Origin of the sequence: Nonomuraea sp. B19D2, from assembly GCF_040137845.1 — a bacterium.
GTDB lineage: Bacteria > Actinomycetota > Actinomycetes > Streptosporangiales > Streptosporangiaceae > Nonomuraea.
In genome coordinates this window covers 23,607-38,230 of record NZ_JBEFAK010000035.1, presented here as the reverse complement: position 1 = coordinate 38,230, position 14,624 = coordinate 23,607, and the positions used below count along the sequence as shown (strand labels likewise).

The 14,624-nt window shown below is 70.8% G+C and carries 18 protein-coding genes and 1 tRNA gene; 9 read left to right on the top strand and 10 right to left on the bottom strand.

Features of this window, described 5'->3' with window-relative positions; translation table 11 throughout:
• The first annotated feature begins 23 nt into the window (after positions 1–23).
• On the top strand, positions 24–731 hold the full coding sequence (locus ABN273_RS42595; protein ID WP_349455165.1) for a FadR/GntR family transcriptional regulator: 708 nt from the start codon (positions 24–26) through the stop codon (positions 729–731).
• Here the strand turns inward: ABN273_RS42595 and ABN273_RS42590 are convergent.
• The 5 genes from ABN273_RS42590 to ABN273_RS42570 form a co-directional block, all read right to left on the bottom strand.
• Positions 728–1,315, bottom strand: coding sequence for an HD domain-containing protein (locus tag ABN273_RS42590; RefSeq protein ID WP_349455164.1), 588 nt, complete (start codon positions 1,313–1,315; stop codon positions 728–730). The two genes, ABN273_RS42595 and ABN273_RS42590, sit on opposite strands and share 4 nt — an antisense overlap.
• Before the next feature lie 107 nt (positions 1,316–1,422).
• Complete coding sequence (locus ABN273_RS42585; RefSeq protein WP_349455163.1) at positions 1,423–1,920, bottom strand: NUDIX hydrolase; 498 nt, start codon at positions 1,918–1,920, stop codon at positions 1,423–1,425.
• A 103-nt stretch (positions 1,921–2,023) separates the two neighbouring features.
• Positions 2,024–2,097 (bottom strand) — tRNA-Lys (locus ABN273_RS42580).
• Between the two features lie 41 nt (positions 2,098–2,138).
• Positions 2,139–3,062 (bottom strand): nucleoside hydrolase, encoded by a 924-nt coding sequence (locus ABN273_RS42575; protein WP_349455162.1) that lies wholly within the window; start codon positions 3,060–3,062, stop codon positions 2,139–2,141.
• A 240-nt stretch (positions 3,063–3,302) separates the two neighbouring features.
• Entirely contained in the window at positions 3,303–3,695 is a 393-nt protein-coding gene (locus ABN273_RS42570) for an OsmC family protein (RefSeq protein ID WP_344991294.1), read from the bottom strand.
• A gap of 52 nt (positions 3,696–3,747) precedes the next feature.
• Here ABN273_RS42570 and ABN273_RS42565 point away from each other — a divergent pair, with 52 nt between their 5' ends.
• Both ABN273_RS42565 and ABN273_RS42560 read left to right on the top strand, forming a co-directional pair.
• Positions 3,748–4,449 carry a ferredoxin reductase domain-containing protein gene (locus tag ABN273_RS42565; protein WP_349455161.1) on the top strand — a complete coding sequence of 234 codons (702 nt, stop codon included), beginning with the start codon at positions 3,748–3,750 and terminating at the stop codon, positions 4,447–4,449.
• 50 nt (positions 4,450–4,499) lie between these two features.
• Positions 4,500–5,276, top strand: coding sequence for an FAD:protein FMN transferase (locus ABN273_RS42560; protein WP_349455160.1), 777 nt, complete (start codon positions 4,500–4,502; stop codon positions 5,274–5,276).
• Between the two features lie 114 nt (positions 5,277–5,390).
• Here the strand turns inward: ABN273_RS42560 and ABN273_RS42555 are convergent, their stop codons facing one another.
• A complete protein-coding gene (locus tag ABN273_RS42555) occupies positions 5,391–5,666 on the bottom strand; it encodes a hypothetical protein (RefSeq protein WP_349455159.1) in 276 nt (91 codons plus the stop codon).
• 133 nt (positions 5,667–5,799) lie between these two features.
• Here ABN273_RS42555 and ABN273_RS42550 point away from each other — a divergent pair, with 133 nt between their 5' ends.
• A complete protein-coding gene (locus ABN273_RS42550; protein WP_349455158.1) occupies positions 5,800–6,180 on the top strand; it encodes a phage holin family protein in 381 nt (126 codons plus the stop codon).
• 8 nt (positions 6,181–6,188) lie between these two features.
• Positions 6,189–7,523 (top strand): aromatic amino acid lyase, encoded by a 1,335-nt coding sequence (locus tag ABN273_RS42545; protein ID WP_349455157.1) that lies wholly within the window; start codon positions 6,189–6,191, stop codon positions 7,521–7,523.
• Positions 7,524–7,688: 165 nt separating this feature from the next.
• On the opposite strand, the gene ABN273_RS42540 is transcribed toward ABN273_RS42545, so the two are convergent.
• Positions 7,689–8,678, bottom strand: coding sequence for a LacI family DNA-binding transcriptional regulator (locus ABN273_RS42540; protein WP_349455155.1), 990 nt, complete (start codon positions 8,676–8,678; stop codon positions 7,689–7,691).
• A gap of 199 nt (positions 8,679–8,877) precedes the next feature.
• Here ABN273_RS42540 and ABN273_RS42535 point away from each other — a divergent pair, with 199 nt between their 5' ends.
• On the top strand, positions 8,878–9,732 hold the full coding sequence (locus tag ABN273_RS42535) for an amidohydrolase family protein (protein ID WP_349455154.1): 855 nt from the start codon (positions 8,878–8,880) through the stop codon (positions 9,730–9,732).
• The gene (locus ABN273_RS42530; protein WP_349455152.1) at positions 9,729–10,262 is read left to right on the top strand and encodes a cysteine dioxygenase; all 534 of its coding nucleotides are present in this window, start codon (positions 9,729–9,731) and stop codon (positions 10,260–10,262) included. The genes ABN273_RS42535 and ABN273_RS42530 overlap by 4 nt, the downstream gene beginning before the upstream one ends.
• Here ABN273_RS42530 and ABN273_RS42525 read toward each other — a convergent pair.
• Positions 10,231–10,899 (bottom strand): hypothetical protein, encoded by a 669-nt coding sequence (locus tag ABN273_RS42525; RefSeq protein WP_349455151.1) that lies wholly within the window; start codon positions 10,897–10,899, stop codon positions 10,231–10,233. The genes ABN273_RS42530 and ABN273_RS42525 overlap by 32 nt on opposite strands.
• 12 nt (positions 10,900–10,911) lie before the next feature.
• On the bottom strand, positions 10,912–12,084 hold the full coding sequence (locus ABN273_RS42520; protein ID WP_349455149.1) for a CynX/NimT family MFS transporter: 1,173 nt from the start codon (positions 12,082–12,084) through the stop codon (positions 10,912–10,914).
• Positions 12,085–12,152: 68 nt separating this feature from the next.
• Between ABN273_RS42520 and ABN273_RS42515 the strand changes: the two genes are divergently transcribed.
• Positions 12,153–13,139 carry a LacI family DNA-binding transcriptional regulator gene (locus ABN273_RS42515; RefSeq protein ID WP_502911214.1) on the top strand — a complete coding sequence of 329 codons (987 nt, stop codon included), beginning with the start codon at positions 12,153–12,155 and terminating at the stop codon, positions 13,137–13,139.
• Positions 13,140–13,142: 3 nt separating this feature from the next.
• Here ABN273_RS42515 and ABN273_RS42510 read toward each other — a convergent pair whose 3' ends face one another.
• Positions 13,143–13,454 (bottom strand): hypothetical protein, encoded by a 312-nt coding sequence (locus tag ABN273_RS42510; protein ID WP_349455148.1) that lies wholly within the window; start codon positions 13,452–13,454, stop codon positions 13,143–13,145.
• A 152-nt stretch (positions 13,455–13,606) separates the two neighbouring features.
• Here ABN273_RS42510 and ABN273_RS42505 point away from each other — a divergent pair, with 152 nt between their 5' ends.
• Positions 13,607–14,572, top strand: coding sequence for a sugar-binding transcriptional regulator (locus tag ABN273_RS42505; protein ID WP_349455147.1), 966 nt, complete (start codon positions 13,607–13,609; stop codon positions 14,570–14,572).
• Positions 14,573–14,624: the final 52 nt, after the last annotated feature.

The following is a 14,624-nucleotide window of genomic DNA, read 5'->3' as shown; positions in this document are numbered from 1 at the left end:
TACCTACGACGAAAGGATCTTCCATGACCGCTGTCCCGCGTCCGGCGCGGCTGAGCCGTGCCGTCGAGGCCCAGGAGGGCGTCAAGGACCTGATCGTCCAGCGCGGGCTGGTGGCCGGCGACCCGCTGCCCACAGAGTCGGAGCTCATGGAGGAGCTGCGGGTCAGCCGCAACTCGATCAGGGAGGCGCTCAAGGCCCTGCAGGCGGTCGGCATCGTGGAGATCCGCCACGGGTTCGGCATGTTCGTGGGCCGCATGTCGCTGGCGGGGCTGGTGGACGAGCTGGCCTTCCACAGCCGCATCACGCTGCAGAACGGCAAGAACCACCTGGCGCACCTCGTCGAGATCCGCGAGATCCTGGAGTCCGGCCTCGTGGAGCGCCTCATCGAGCTTGGGCCCGAGGCCGACCTGACGCCGATCGCCGACGTCATCGCCAGGATGGAGTCCGAGGCGCAGGCCGGCCCCGTCTCTCCCGAGACCGACCGCCTCTTCCACGACCTCCTCTACCGGCCGCTCGGCAATCCCCTGGTGAGCCAGCTCCTCGGCGCGTTCTGGGACGTGTACTACCAGCTCCGCGACGAGCTGGGCGCGCCGGACGAGCCGCCGGGCGACGTGGTCAGGCGCCATCGCGACATCTACACGGCCGTCCTGAGCGGCGACCGGGCCGCCGCCGTGGCCGCCGTACACGCCCATTTCCAGGGCGTACGCAACCGCGTGGCCAGGATCGGCTAGTAGGCGGACAGGCGCTCCACGCGGGGATGCCAGCGCCTGCGCCACTCCCCGTACCAGGTGGCGAACCAGGGATGGGCGCCGGCCAGCGGCATGATGTAGGCCACGGTCTCCAGGTAGTAGCGCCGCTGGAACCGCCACGGCATCCGCTGCAGCTCCTGCACGTTGCTCACCCGGTCGGCCAGCTTCACGAGCACGGCCTGGGGCGGCGCCTTGACGAGGGAGCCCAGGTAGTCGGCCTTCGCGATGCCCTGGGGCTTGGTCACCCACCTCACGAGCTCCGCCACGCGCGGGCCGAACCGCCGTACGATCTCCGCCTGCGTGCACGGCGTGTCCTCCAGCACGTCGTGCAGCACGATCGCCACCAGCACGTCCCTGTCGCTCACCCCGGCGCCGGCCACGGCCACCTCCAGCGCCTCCAGCAGATGCTCGAGGTACGGGCGCCCGGTGGGCCGCTGCTGCACGCCATGCTTGTCGCGGGCGAAGGCCACCGCGGCGCGCAGGGCTCCCACGGTCTCCGGCGGAAGCGCCCTGTTCAGCGGTCCTTCCGCCTGCGCCCAGGACGGCCAGCTCGTGAATGTCTGCATCCCGCTCCTCTCACCCCGCGTGTCCTAGGGCGAGGATATGGCCGAGATCGCCGTCGCCGAGGGCTACCCGCGCGATGACCATGGCCCAGAAAGAGCCCGGGAACCGCTCAGCGGTCCCAGGCCACCAGGACCGGATCCGTCGGGACGTCCCCGGCGAGCAGGCGTTCCAGCAGGCGCGGAAGGTTCACGGGGAGGACCAGTTCAGTGGTGGCGCGCAGCTCGTCCAAGGTCCACCAGCGGTACGTGGCCAGCAGGGAGCGTTCGAGCTCCTCCATCGCCGACAGGTCCACGGTCACGGTCTGGGTGCGGAGTAGGAAGTAGTGGTCGGTGGCGTAGTAGAGGGTGTCGTCGGAGCCGATCCAGTAGCCCTCACTGACGGCGACGACAGGCCCGAACTCCTCCGGTCTGGCCTGCAGGCCAGTCTCCTCCCGTAGTTCGCGGGCGGCGGCGACCAGCACGCTCTCTCCCGCGTGGACTCCGCCACCCGGGGTGAACCAGGCCAGATCCGGGTTCGTGGTCGGTCCCCGCCCCTGGAAGAGCAGGATCCGGTCATGGCTGTCGAGGAGGAGGATGCGGGCGGTGGGGCGCATGATCGGCTCGGGCACAACGGTGAGCCTACGCCCGGCGCAAGGGGCTGGGTCCTGGTTACTTCGGCGGCCCAACGAAATAACCCCAGCTCGGAAAATACCGAACTGGGGTTTCTCGCTGTGCGCCGCCAGGGACTCGAACCCCGGACCCGCTGATTAAGAGTCAGCTGCTCTGACCAACTGAGCTAGCGGCGCAACAGATGTAACTGTATCAGCCGCCGAGCACTGCCTGCACATCATCCGAGCCGCCCCGCCAACCCCTCATACGCCCCCAGAACCAGCTCCCAGAACCCCTTCACGTCCATCGAGGTAGCCACGAGCGCGTTCGAGTCCTGGGCGGTCACCTTGAAGTCCGTCACGGTCATCCCCCGCGTGTAACGCCCGGCCGTCTCCACGTTCACCACGGCCGGCACGCAGGTGAAAAGAGAGGGATCCAGCACGTACGCCACCGCGCATGCGTCGTGGATGGCCGGGCCGCCGTCGGCCGTCACCACCCCGTAGAACTGCGCGGCGGGCACCAGCAGCTCGGCCAGCCTCCCCAGGGGACGCATCCGGTCGAGCACCTCCGCGGTCACCATGGCGGTCAGCGTCACGTCCAGGCCCAGCATCTTCACCGTCCACCCGGCGTCGAAGACGATGGCGGCCGCCTCGGGGTCGGCCAGCATGTTGAACTCGGCGGCCGGATTGTGGTTGCCACGCGTGAACGAGCCGCCCATGATGACCAGGTCGCGGGCCCACTCCACGACGCGGGGCTCGCGGCGTACGGCGAGGGCGATGTTGGTCAGCGGTCCCACGGCCACCAGCGTGATCTCGCCCGGGGCGGCCTTCAGGGTGTCCACGATGAAGTCGACCGCGTGCCCGTCCGACGGGCCCCGGCTTGGCGCGGGCAGGACCACGCCGCCCAGGCCCGTGGTCCCGTGCACGCGGGCGGCGCGCACTGTCTCGCGCAGCAGGGCGCCGGCGCTGCCCGGCGTCACCGGGACATCGCCGAGCTCCAGGAACTCTCTCAGGGCCAGCGCGTTCGCCGTGGTCAGGGGGAGGTCGACGTTGCCGCCCACCGTGGTGACGCCCACCACGTCGAGGGAAGGGGATCCGGCCGCCAGGGCCAGGGCGAGCGCGTCGTCGATGCCGGGGTCGCAGTCAATGAGAACCTTCTTCACGAAACCGGAGGATACGCATAGATCGGGCCGGGCAGTTCCCCCAAAGCTGCCCGGCCCGATCGGCGGCGGTCCAGGCCGGCATCTTCCCCCAAAAACGCCGGCGGTCCCGCACTTAGCGAACCGCGGTCCCCCTCCGCGTCCGCTTCGGTGAAGGTTCGCTGGTCTCTTGACCTGCTACAACGCTACCGAGACGAATGCAACGGTCGCGTCATGACGGGGTCGAATATCTGTTTTATCCGACTAGGGAACCTCCAGCCGAACCTCTGTGCCTTCCTGCAACGATCTGCTCACCGTGCAGTACTTCTCGTGCACCCGCTCCGCGACCGCCCTGAACACCTCGCCGGCCTCCTCCGAGGGCAGCTCCACCTCGTACGTGACGGTGACCGGACCGAGCTTGCTCGGCTCGACCTTCTCGGCCTGCACCGTCATCGCCAGCCGCACCAGGCGGTGGCCGCGCTTGGCGGTGAGCGGCTCGACGGTCACGATGTTGCATCCGCCCACCGCCGCCAGCAGCAACTCCACGGGGGTGAACACTCCGTCCTCGTCCCCGCCGCCCATCCGTACCTCGGCGCCGCGGGCGTTCGTGGCCCGGAATCCGCCGTCCTCTGTTCGCTCAACACGCACGTTAGCCATGTTTCAGACCTTACTCAGGAACCTTTCATGTTCATTCAGCATCGTGATAGCCATGGCTAGCGAGGCGAATGCGAACCCGGGTCCCGTCCTCTTCTGGTGCGGTGTCGCGGTAGCCGAGTTCGGCGCGATCCAACCGGGTTTCGGCTACCCGTGGCGGCCGGCCGCCTACGCCGCGGCGGCGCTGCTCGTCGCGCTCGGCTTTCTCACCGTCAAGGCCGCCGACTACCTGCGCACCGAGGAGGCCAGGCAGCGGCTGCGGCTCGGCGGCTACCTCGCCGGCGCGCTGCTGGTGGCCCACGAGTTCAGCTCCACGGCGTACGTGACCGAGCTCAGCCGCGCGGGCTCGCTCATCCTGTACGCGATGGCGGCCGTCATGGCGGTCCGCAGCCACCGGGCGCCCACCACGACCAGGCCGACCCTGCTGATCGCCGCCGGCCTCGACCCGGCCGCCCTGCGGACCCGCCTGGACGGCGGGACCGACACCGTGGCGGTTTACCGGATCGAGCGCGCCACCGACGAGCTGCGCGACCTGGAGGCCCGCTACGGCCTCATCCTCGTCGAGGGCGCGGAGCACGACCCCCGGGCCAAGGAGCGCCTGAGCGCCTCGGGCCTCAGCCGTGAGATTCCCGACATCGCCGAGCGCGATGTGGTGGTGGCCGGTCCACGGCAGTTCAAGAGGTACGTACGCGGGGCGTTGTCACGCCTTGCTGTGCCGAGATCACAGATTCATTTCAAATCACAGCAAAAGGTTTAGGTCCACATTACGCCTCATCTGCAACGGTGGGCTGCGGACAAGGAGGCAAGGTGACGACTTTCCCCGGAAGCGCCCGTGTCGAGATGGTCATGGGCATGCCGGTCAGTGTGGACATCCGCACCGCTCTCCCGGCGCGCGAGCTGGTCCCCCTGCTGGATGACGCGTTCTCCTGGCTCAGATGGGTGGACGACACCTTCAGCCCGGTCAGGGAGGACAGCCAGATCGGCCGGCTCAACCGCGGGCAGACGATCAGGCAGGTCCCCGAGCTCATCGAGGTCCTCCACCGCTGCGACGAGCTCAGCGAGGCCACCAACGGCTATTTCGAGGCCCGCATCAACGGCGTCATCGACCCGTCGGGCTACATCAAGGGCTGGGCGCTCGAGCGGCTGTCCCGCGCCCTGGTCAATGCAGGCGCGGGCGACCACCGCATCAGCGCGGGCGACGACATCCGGGTGCGCGGCTCGGCCGCCCCCGGCAAACGCTGGCGCGTCGGCATCCGCGACCCGCGCAAGGACGTGGTACGCAAGGTCGTCCTCGCCCACGACCTGGGCATCGCCACCTCCGGCGGCGCGCCCGTGGTAAATCCGCACACGGGGCAGGTCGAGGAGGGCCTCGGTTCGGTCACCGTGATCGGCCCCGACCTCGGCCTGGCCGACGCGTACGCCACCGCCGTCTACGCCATGGGGCCCATCGTGGCCAGGCGCTTCGCGACCGAGCTGGCGGCGGCGGGGCCGTACCAGACGATGATCATCACTCGCGACGGACAGGAGATCAGCACACCCGGCTTCGCCGGTTACAGCGGCGCGGAAGCCCGCCTCGCGGGCTGACCACCCATCGGCGGGCCGCCCGCCGCGGCCCCGAGTGAGCCGGTCGCGCTCGAGTGGCTACGGAGGGTGGCACGCATGGCGATGTGGAGTCGCATCCTCAGCCTTCGCTCACGCTCAGGCGTCGGGATGTTTCCGCAAATACTCTATGTAGATCGGGCGCAGCGCCTCGCCCAGCTCTCCCTCGCCGGAGGCGATGGCGTCGCTGAGCAGCGCGGAGACCCTGCTGAGGTCGTTGGCGGTCTCGGAACCATGACCGCTGGCGGCCTCGGCGGCCGGGATCACCTTCAGCAGGTCCCAGAGAAACCCCAGGTCTCCGTGGCGTACGGCGTAACGCACCGCCCGATCGTGCAACTCATCGGCCGGCAACGACTCGAGCCCGTTCGCGTCCATCTCGCTCCCTCCCCTCGACGCCCCTTCCCGAGTTGGGCCGACGATAACCGGTGACTACCCTCGGTAATCGCGGGGAATCGTAGTGGCCGCGCCACTATCGAATTGCCGATCTCAAGTGGGAGGATCAACCAGCGTGAGATTCATCATCAGAACCATCGCGGCGGCGGTGGCCCTCTGGGTCGCCGTACAGGTCCTCGACGGCATCGAGGTAAACGCCCCGGCCAACTCGGTCAAATACTGGGGCGTGCTGCTGATCGTGGCGTTGATCTTCGGCCTCGTGAACGCGATCGTCAAGCCCATCGTCAAGGCGCTCGGGTGCGCGATCGTCGTCCTTACCCTCGGCCTGTTCCTGCTCGTCATCAACGCGGCCATGCTGCTGCTGACGAGCTGGATCGCGGGCCAGCTCGACATACCCTTCCACGTCGACAACTTCTACCCGGCCGCGTTCTGGGGCGCGATCATCGTCAGCGTCGTGAGCTGGCTGCTGGGCCTCATCCTTCCCGACGGCGACTGAACCCCCACGTGGAGCTCGACGGTGCCGGCCTGACCTGCGCGCAGGTGCACGAGGCCGCGTACGGCGGGGCCCGGGTCACGATCGCCTCTCTGGATCGGGCCCGGGCCGCGTGGGCCACCGCTCAGGAGCTCAAGGGCCCCGTGTACGGGCGGAGCACCGGCGTGGGCGCCAACAGGGGCGTACTCGTCGAAGAGCCCGGCCTCGACCTGCTCCGCAGCCATGTGTGCGGCGCCGGCCCGCTGATCTCGCCCGCCCGCGCCAGGGCCATGCTCGTGGTCCGGCTCAACCAGCTCCTCGCGGGCGGCTCCGGCATCGACCCGGCCGTGCTCCCGGTGCTGGCCGACGCGGTCAACGCCGGCTTCACCCCGCCGATCCAGACGTACGGCGCCATCGGCACCGGCGACCTCACGGCCCTGGCCACCACCGCCCTGTGCCTGCTGGGCGAGCTCCCCTGGCACCACGAACGCTCGCCATCCCCTCCTGACCAGCCCCGCTTCCCGCTCGCCTCCGGGGACGCGCTGCCGTTCATCAGCTCGGGGGCCGCCACGCTCGCCGACGCCGCCATCGCCTGCCACCGCCTCCGCCATCTCCTGGAGGCCGCCATCGACGTCGCCGCCATGTCGTTCACCGCCGTGCACGCCTCGGCGGAGCCGCTGGCCGCGGCCGTACAGGAGGCCCGTCCCCAACCCGGCCAGGCCGCCGTGGCGGCACGCCTGCGCGGCCTGCTCGCCCAAGGGCTGGGGACCCGCGTGCAGGACCCGTACGGGTACCGGGCCTTCGCCCAGGTGCACGGCGCCGCCATGGACGCCCTCGGCCGGGCGGGCGCCGCGATCGAGACCGACCTCAACGCCGCCACCGAGAACCCCCTCATCTCCGGCTCCCTGGCCTGGCACAACGGCAACTTCCACGCGGCACCGGTGTCCCTGGCGCTCGACTCGCTGCGTGCCGCGCTCGTACAGACGGCCCAGCTCAGCGCCGCCCGCCTGGCCACCCTCATGGACCCCGCCTACACCGGCCACCACCCCTTCCTCGCCGACCGCCCTGGCGCCTCGGGGCTGCTGATCCTGGAGTACGTGGCGCAGGACGCCCTGGCCGAGCTCCGCCACCTCGCCAACCCCGTGACGACGGGCACGGCGGTGATCTCCCTGGGCACGGAGGACCACGCCGGCTTCGCCACCCAGGCCGCCCGCCACGCCCTGCGCTGCCTGGAGCCCTTGGAGATCGTCCTGGCCTGCGAGCACACGGCCGCCACCCGCGCCCTGCACGGCCCCACCCCGGACCGCCCCCTCACCGCCGACCTCACCACCTCCCGCCGCGCCCTGTCCCTCCACCCAGCCACCTGACCCTTCTGGGGACTCCCCTGGCGACGGCGCCGCGCAGACGCGTGCACGACACTCGCCGCCCGGACGCGGGCACGGCGCGGCACCATGCGACGCCTGCGACGGCGGCCGATGGTGCGGTCCTACGCCCCCGGGACGCGCACGCTGCGCCCCAAGTGCCGAGCCCCGTCACCCCACCCGGGCGACCGACCCCCGTTCCCTGAGTGTGGGCGCCTGGACGACGCGCCGTCGTCGGGTGCCGCCGTCGGCCGCCGCCGAGATGAGCCGGACCGCGGCCCGGACGATCCCGTCGATATCCCAATCGACGGTCGTGAGCCCAGGCGTGAGCAGCCCCGACATCGGGTGGTCGTCATACCCCATGACCGACACGTCACCGGGAACGGACAGCCCAAGCTCCTGAGCGGCCGCGTAGACCCCGTAAGCGATCGAGTCGGCGAAGCAGAACACCACGCTCGGCCTCCGCGCGGCCAGCAGGTCGCGGGCGGCCGAGGTGGCGCCGGCCAGCCCGTGCGGGGCGGTGACGACCTCGATGTCCAGCCCCAGCCGGTCGGCCTCCGCCGTGACGTGCAGGTCGGCGGGCCGGTCGGGCGTGCTCGCCCTGGTCGAGGTGAGGACCGTGACGCGGCGGTGACCGAGGTCGCGCAGGTGCTCCAGGGCCATCGTCACACCGCGCCGGTTGTCGAAGACGACCTCCCCGGCCGTGCCCGCGATCGAGTCGCCGATCGCGACCACCGGCAGCGACTCGCACAACTCGGCCCAGAACGCCGCCGCCGGGTCGATCGGCTGGACGATCAGGCCGTCAACGCGCTGGTCGCGGAGCCGTTGGGCGAAGGCGCGCTCGCGGGCGGGATCGCCGACCGCATCGAGGATCAGGGCATAACGGTCTTTCTCCCGCAGACCTCTGCTGATGCCGACCGCCAGGGACTGCTGCCAGAGGTCCTCCAGCGAGCCGCAGAGCAGGCCGATCATCCCGGTGCGCCCGCTGGCCAGGGCCCTGGCGATGGGATCGGCCTCGTAGCCGAGCTCGGCCGCTGCGGCACGCACCCGCTCCATGGTCTCCTCGGACACCTGCAGGCCGCGCAGCGCATAGGAGACGGCCGCGGGGGACAGGCCCGTGGCCTGAGCCACCTCCCGGATCGTGGCTCTCTTTCGAGGCATTCAGCCACCCTATTCGGTGACACCGACAGAACCCCAGTTTCCGCCACGGGCTTGTCGGCCAGCCGCCTCCCGGAGCCGTTGACAAGCCGCATGTGAAGCGGTTCACTGAATCGTATCACTGAAACGGTTCACAGGAGCCGTTGCCCAGCACAGCCGGTTAACATGTAATGTTAGTAGGGAATAGGGGGAGGAGGAGGCCGTGCGCGTCGACATCCATCAGCATGTGTGGACCCGCCCGTTCGTCGATGCCCTGCGCGCCCGCACCTCCCCTCCTTACGTCGACGGCTGGACACTGATCCTCGACGGCGAATCCCCGTACGAGATCGACCCCGACGACCGCAGGGACACCACCGGCCTGGAGCTGGCGCTGGTGTCGATGTCGAGCCCGCTCGGCATCGAGTCCCTGCCGCCTGAGGAGTCGTGGCCGGTGATCGACGCCTACCACGAGGGCGCGCTCGCGCTGGGCGAGCCGTTCGGGGCCTGGGCGTCCACGTGCCTCAGCGAGCCCGACCCCGACCGCCTGGCCAAGGACCTCGACCGCGGCCTCACCGGGCTGCAGATCCCGGCGACGGCCGTACCGGACGACCGGCTGCTCGAGGTGCTGACGGACAGCGACCTGCCGCTGTTCGTCCACCCCGGGCCCGCCGCCGCGGCTCCCGGCACGCCGCCGTGGTGGCCCGCCGTGGTGCCGTACGTGCAGCAGTTGCACGCCGCGTGGCACTACTTCCACGCCGTGGTGCGGCCCAGGCACCCCAGGCTGCGCGTCTGCTTCGCGGCGCTCGCGGGCCTGGCCCCGCTGCACTCCGAGCGCCTGATCGCCAGGGGCGGCGGCACCCGCGGCCTGGTCGATCCGGACTTCTTCGTGGAGACCTCCTCCTACGGCCCGCGCGCGATCGACGCGATCGTCCGCGAGCTGGGCATCGACGTCGTCGTCAACGGCTCCGACGCCCCCTACGCCAAAGCACCCGAGCCCGGGCTCGGCGCGGCCGCCGGCCACGCCATCCGGGTCGTGAACCCCCGTCGTCTGCTTTCCAGAAGGGAGACTCGTACGTGAACACGAACCAGATCAAGGACGGGGGGACCTGCGCCCAGCTACCTGAGCGCACCCTCGACCGCCGCGAGCTGCGCGAGCTGGTGAACGAGCTGGCCGCCCACCCCGAGGAGTGGCGCGACCAGGTGGCCTTCCCGGAAGAGGGCGGAAGGCACTACGCCTCCCTCTACCGCGACGCGTACGTGGACGTCTGGCTCCTGTGCTGGCGCCCCGAGGACGACACAGGCTGGCACGACCACGACATCTCCTCGGGAGCGGTCCACGTGGTGCAGGGCGCGCTACTGGAGTGCAACCCCCGCATCGGCGGCGAGCACCTGGAGACCGTGGTCTCGGAGGGCCAGTCGTTCTCGTTCGGGCCCGACCACATACACCGGCTCAACGGCGCGATCGACGGCAGCGTCTCCATACACGCCTACTCGCCGCCGCTGTGGCGGCTCGGCCAGTACTCGATCGACGACACCGGCGTCATGCGCCGCGTCTCGGTGAGCTACGCCGACGAGCTCAGGCCGCTGGACGAGGCCGTGGTGGCCTGAGCACGCAGCAGCTTCCGCAGGGCTCGACATCGGGCAGTGTGATCCACAGGCAGCAGGTCCTGCGGAAGTAGCCGTCGCCGGCGGGCTCGATCAGCCCGTCGACCGGCGCGCCGATCTCCTTCAGCAGCCGCATGTAGTCGCCGGGCACGATCGAGGTCAGCGGGTGGGCGAACGCCTCCGCCGTGGAACCCCACAGCGTGCGCTCGCCCACCTTCGCCACCGCCTCGATGGCCTTCACCAGCGGCCGCTGCGACTCGGCGAGCGCCTCGCCGATCACATGGGCGCCGGAGCCCCAGCTCACGCGCGTCGCCGCGACCGTCACCCCGGCGTCCGACACCTTGAAGTACGTGTCCGCGACCCGCATGATCGGCACCCGCCCGTCCAGCGCCCACCCGAGCGCCATGGGCAGCGTGTGCCAGTAGCTGTAGGTCTTCCAGAACAGCGCCGCGCCGACGTGGCGTGGCGCGTTCCAGCGCGCGGCCGTCTCGTCGATCAGCTCGATGAGCAGCGCGTACGGCTCCCGCAACAGCTCCGTGACCGGCGTCCAGCTCTCGTCGGGCTCGATGACCAGGTCAGGCTCGACCCCGATGACCCCGCCCCGCCCGTCGGCAAGACGCTGGAGCGCCTCGGTCAGCACGCTGGAACCTCCCTATAGGTTAGCCTTGCCTAAGGTAGCAGGCCGTCCCGCGAACCACCCAGCCGCGATCTGGACGACGAGCACCCCCAGCCCCACGGTCAGCGGCACCGACCAGCCGCCGGAGACCTGCCTGAGGAACCCGAACAGCAACGGCCCCAGGGCCGCGATCACGTACCCCACGGACTGCGCCACGGCCGACAGCGCGGTCACGGCGGCCGGATCGGCGGGCCGCAGCGCGATGATCAGCAGGGCCAGCGCGAACGAGGCCTCCTGGCCGATCCCCAGCACCACCATCCACAGCCACGGGGCGGTCGCCGGGGCCAGCAGCACGCCGAGGTAGCCCAGGACGGTCAGCACGCCGGCGCCGACCACGTACGACACCTGCGACTCCCGCCTGCCGGCCAGCACGGGGACCGCGAGCGAGGCGGCCACCTGGACGAGGTTCGTCAGGCTGAGCAGGTATCCCGCCTGGTCGGCGGGGAGCCCGGCCTCCAGGAAGATCGTCGGCAGCCAGGCCAGCATGACGTAGAAGGTCAGCGACTGCAGGCCCATGAGCCCGGTCACGTACCAGGTCACGCGGCTCCTGAGCACCGCGCCGAACGGCCTCGGCCCGTTCTGGTCACCGCCCTGCTTGCGCAGCGCCTGGGGCAGCCAGAGCAGCGCGGCCAGCAGGGCCGGCACGGCGAGCAGCGCGGAGACGCCGCGCCAGCCGTACCCCGTGGCGTGCTCGACGGGGATGACCAGCCCGGAGGCGAGGGTGGCGCCGGCCACCACCGAGGCGACATAGACGCCGGTCAGGAGGTTGACCCGGGTGGGGAAGTGCTGCTTGACGACGGCGGGCATGGAGACGTTCATGACGGCTATCGCCGTGGCGGCGAGTGCGGAGCCGAGGTAGAGCACGGGCGCGCCGTCGAGGCCGCGCAGCGCCACGCCCGCCGCGATGACGAGCAGGCCGGCCAGCAGCGTGCGATCCAGCCCTAAGCGCCGCGCGAGCAGCGGCGTGACCGGTCCGAACACGCCCAGGCAGACCACCATGACCGTGGTGACCGCGCCGCCGCCGGCCGGTGAGAGGCCCACGTCTTTCATGATCTCGTCGAGGAGCGGGGAGACGCCCGCGATGGCGGGGCGCAGGTTGAGCGCGGCCAGTACGAACCCGGCGACCAGCACGGCAGATCTCAACGACATAGAGGACCACTCTCGCATAACGCCCTGACAACGTTGTCTACGAGGTCGGAGTGAGACATGATCCTGGCGTGAGACCGACGATGAAGGACGTCGCCTCGGCCGCGGGCGTGGCGCTCAAGACAGTCTCGCGCGTCGTGAACGGCGAGCCCGGCGTCCACCCGGCCACGGCCGAGCGGGTGCGCGCGGCCATCGACCGGCTGGGCTACACCCGCAACGAGAGCGCGCGGGTGCTGCGCAGCGGCAGGACCGCCACGATCGGGCTCGTCATCGAGGACGTGGCGGACCCGTTCTACTCAGGTCTGAGCCGGGCCGTCGAGGACGTCGTCATCGAGCACGGCTGCCTGCTGCTGAGCGGCTCGTCCGGCGAGGAGCCGGGCAGGGAACGGGAGCTGGTCGAGACGTTCTGCGCGCGCCGGGTGGACGGGCTGATCGTGGTGCCCGCCGGTGAGGACCACACCTACCTGCGTCCCGAGTTGGAGGCCGGTACGCCGGTGGTGTTCGCGGACCGGCCGCCGGGGGCGGGGATCGACGTGGACACGGTGCTCGCCGACAACGTGGGCGGCGCCGTGGAGGCGATCCGCCACCTCATGAGCCACGGCCACCGCAGGATCGCCTTCCTCGGGGACGCCCCGGGGATCTTCACCGCCGCCGAACGGCTCAAGGGCTACCGCGAGGCGCTCGGCGGGCTGTTCGACGAGCGGCTGGTGTCGATGCGGCCGCCCGCGCTGGAGGCGGTGCGCGCGGACCTGGCCCGCATGTTCGCACTGGACGATCCGCCGTCCGCGCTGTTCACCGGCAACGGCCGCTACACCGTGACCGCTCTGCGCGCGCTCGACGGGCAGCGGGTGGCGCTGGTGGGGTTCGACGACTTCGAGCTGGCCGACCTGCTGCATCCGCAGGTGAGCGTGGTGGCGCAGGACCCGGCGTGGATGGGCCGGGTGGCGGCCGAGCTGCTGTTCCGCCGCCTGCGCGGCGACGCGGGCCCACCTGAGCACATCGAGCTGCCGGTACGCCTCATCGCCCGCGGCTCCGGCGAGTTGCTCGCGCCCCCGTGACGCTCAGGCGAGCTGCTCCTCCACGCCCACGGTGCCGGCGCCGGCACTGTCGCAGGATCCCTGGGACTGCCCGTAGGCGCCAGGCGGCAGCGTCACCCACTCGCCCAGGACGTCGAGCGAGCGCCGGCAGACCACCACGGCGCGGAACATCCAGGTCTCGCCCGTGGGGTTGCTGCACGCGGCGACGCCGAGGGCGCTGCCCTCCTCCTGCACGACCGTGTCGCACTTGAGGACCCTGGCCACCGCGGGGGCAGGCGGCGCCATGCCCGCGGCCACGAGACCGATGGCCGCCGCGACGAACATCCCTTTGGACACTGCCCCTCCCCGCCACGACAGCTACTTTGCGCAGCCAATCGTAAGCGAAGAGTGAGCAGCAAGCCTAGGTGGACCGCTGAACGCGGCCCACCATATAGTCGTTTGCGCATCAGTTCAGAAAAAATGTTCACGCAACGTACAGGAGCGCGCGCATGAATGCCGCCGACGTCGCACCGGAGACGCAGGCCAGGTTCCCCCTGGAGCTGATGTACGCGGCGGCCCAGCAGTACTACATGGAAGAGGCCACCCAGGGCGACATCGCCAAGCGGCTCGGCGTCTCCAGAGCGACGGTGAGCCGGCTGCTGACCGAGGCCCGCAAGCAGGGCATCGTCGAGATCAAGGTGCACAGACCGGCCACGCTCGGGGACGGCCCGCTGGCCGCCGAGGTGGCGGAGGCGCTCCAGTTGCAGCGCGTCTACCTGGTCCCCAAGGTCAGCGGCCCCACCCTGGGCCCGTGGCTGGCCCCCGCCGTGGCCCGCGCGCTGGCGGGGGTCGGGCTGGAGTCAGGCGACGTCGTGCTCGTCTCGTCGGGCACCACGGTCTACGAGTGCGCCCGCGAAGGGCTCGGCCACTATCCCGGCGTCACGATCGCACCCGCGGTGGGCGGCCAGGAGGAGCCGCAGCCCTGGTTCCAGACCAACGAGACCACCCGCATCCTGGCCGAACGCGTCGGCGGCGTGCCCGCCTACCTCTACGCGCCCGCGCTGCCCGGCCCCGAGCTGTTCTACTCGCTCCAGCACGAGCCGTCCGTACGCCGGGTCATGGACCTGTGGGCGCACGCCAAGTGCGCCATCATCGGCGTCGGCTCGGCCCCGCTGATGCGGCAGATGATGCCCGCCCTCATGCCGCGCGACGCCGACAGCCTGCGCCAGGCCGTCGGCGACGTGTGCATGCGTGTCTACGACCGGGACGGCGAGCCGATCACGTACCCCGGCAGCGAGCGCCTGGTCGCCACCAAGGTCGAGGAGCTGCGCCGCATCCCGGCCACCATCGCGGTCGCGGTGGGCGCCGAGAAGGTGCTGTCCATCGTCGCGGGCGCCAAGGGCGGCTACTTCAACCAGCTCGTCACGGACGTCCCCACCGCGGAGGGCCTGGTCGCGGCCACGCGCCAAGTCTGAACATCTTTGCTGGACAAAGTTTCAGAAGGCACGCTACCGTGAGCCGCACCAC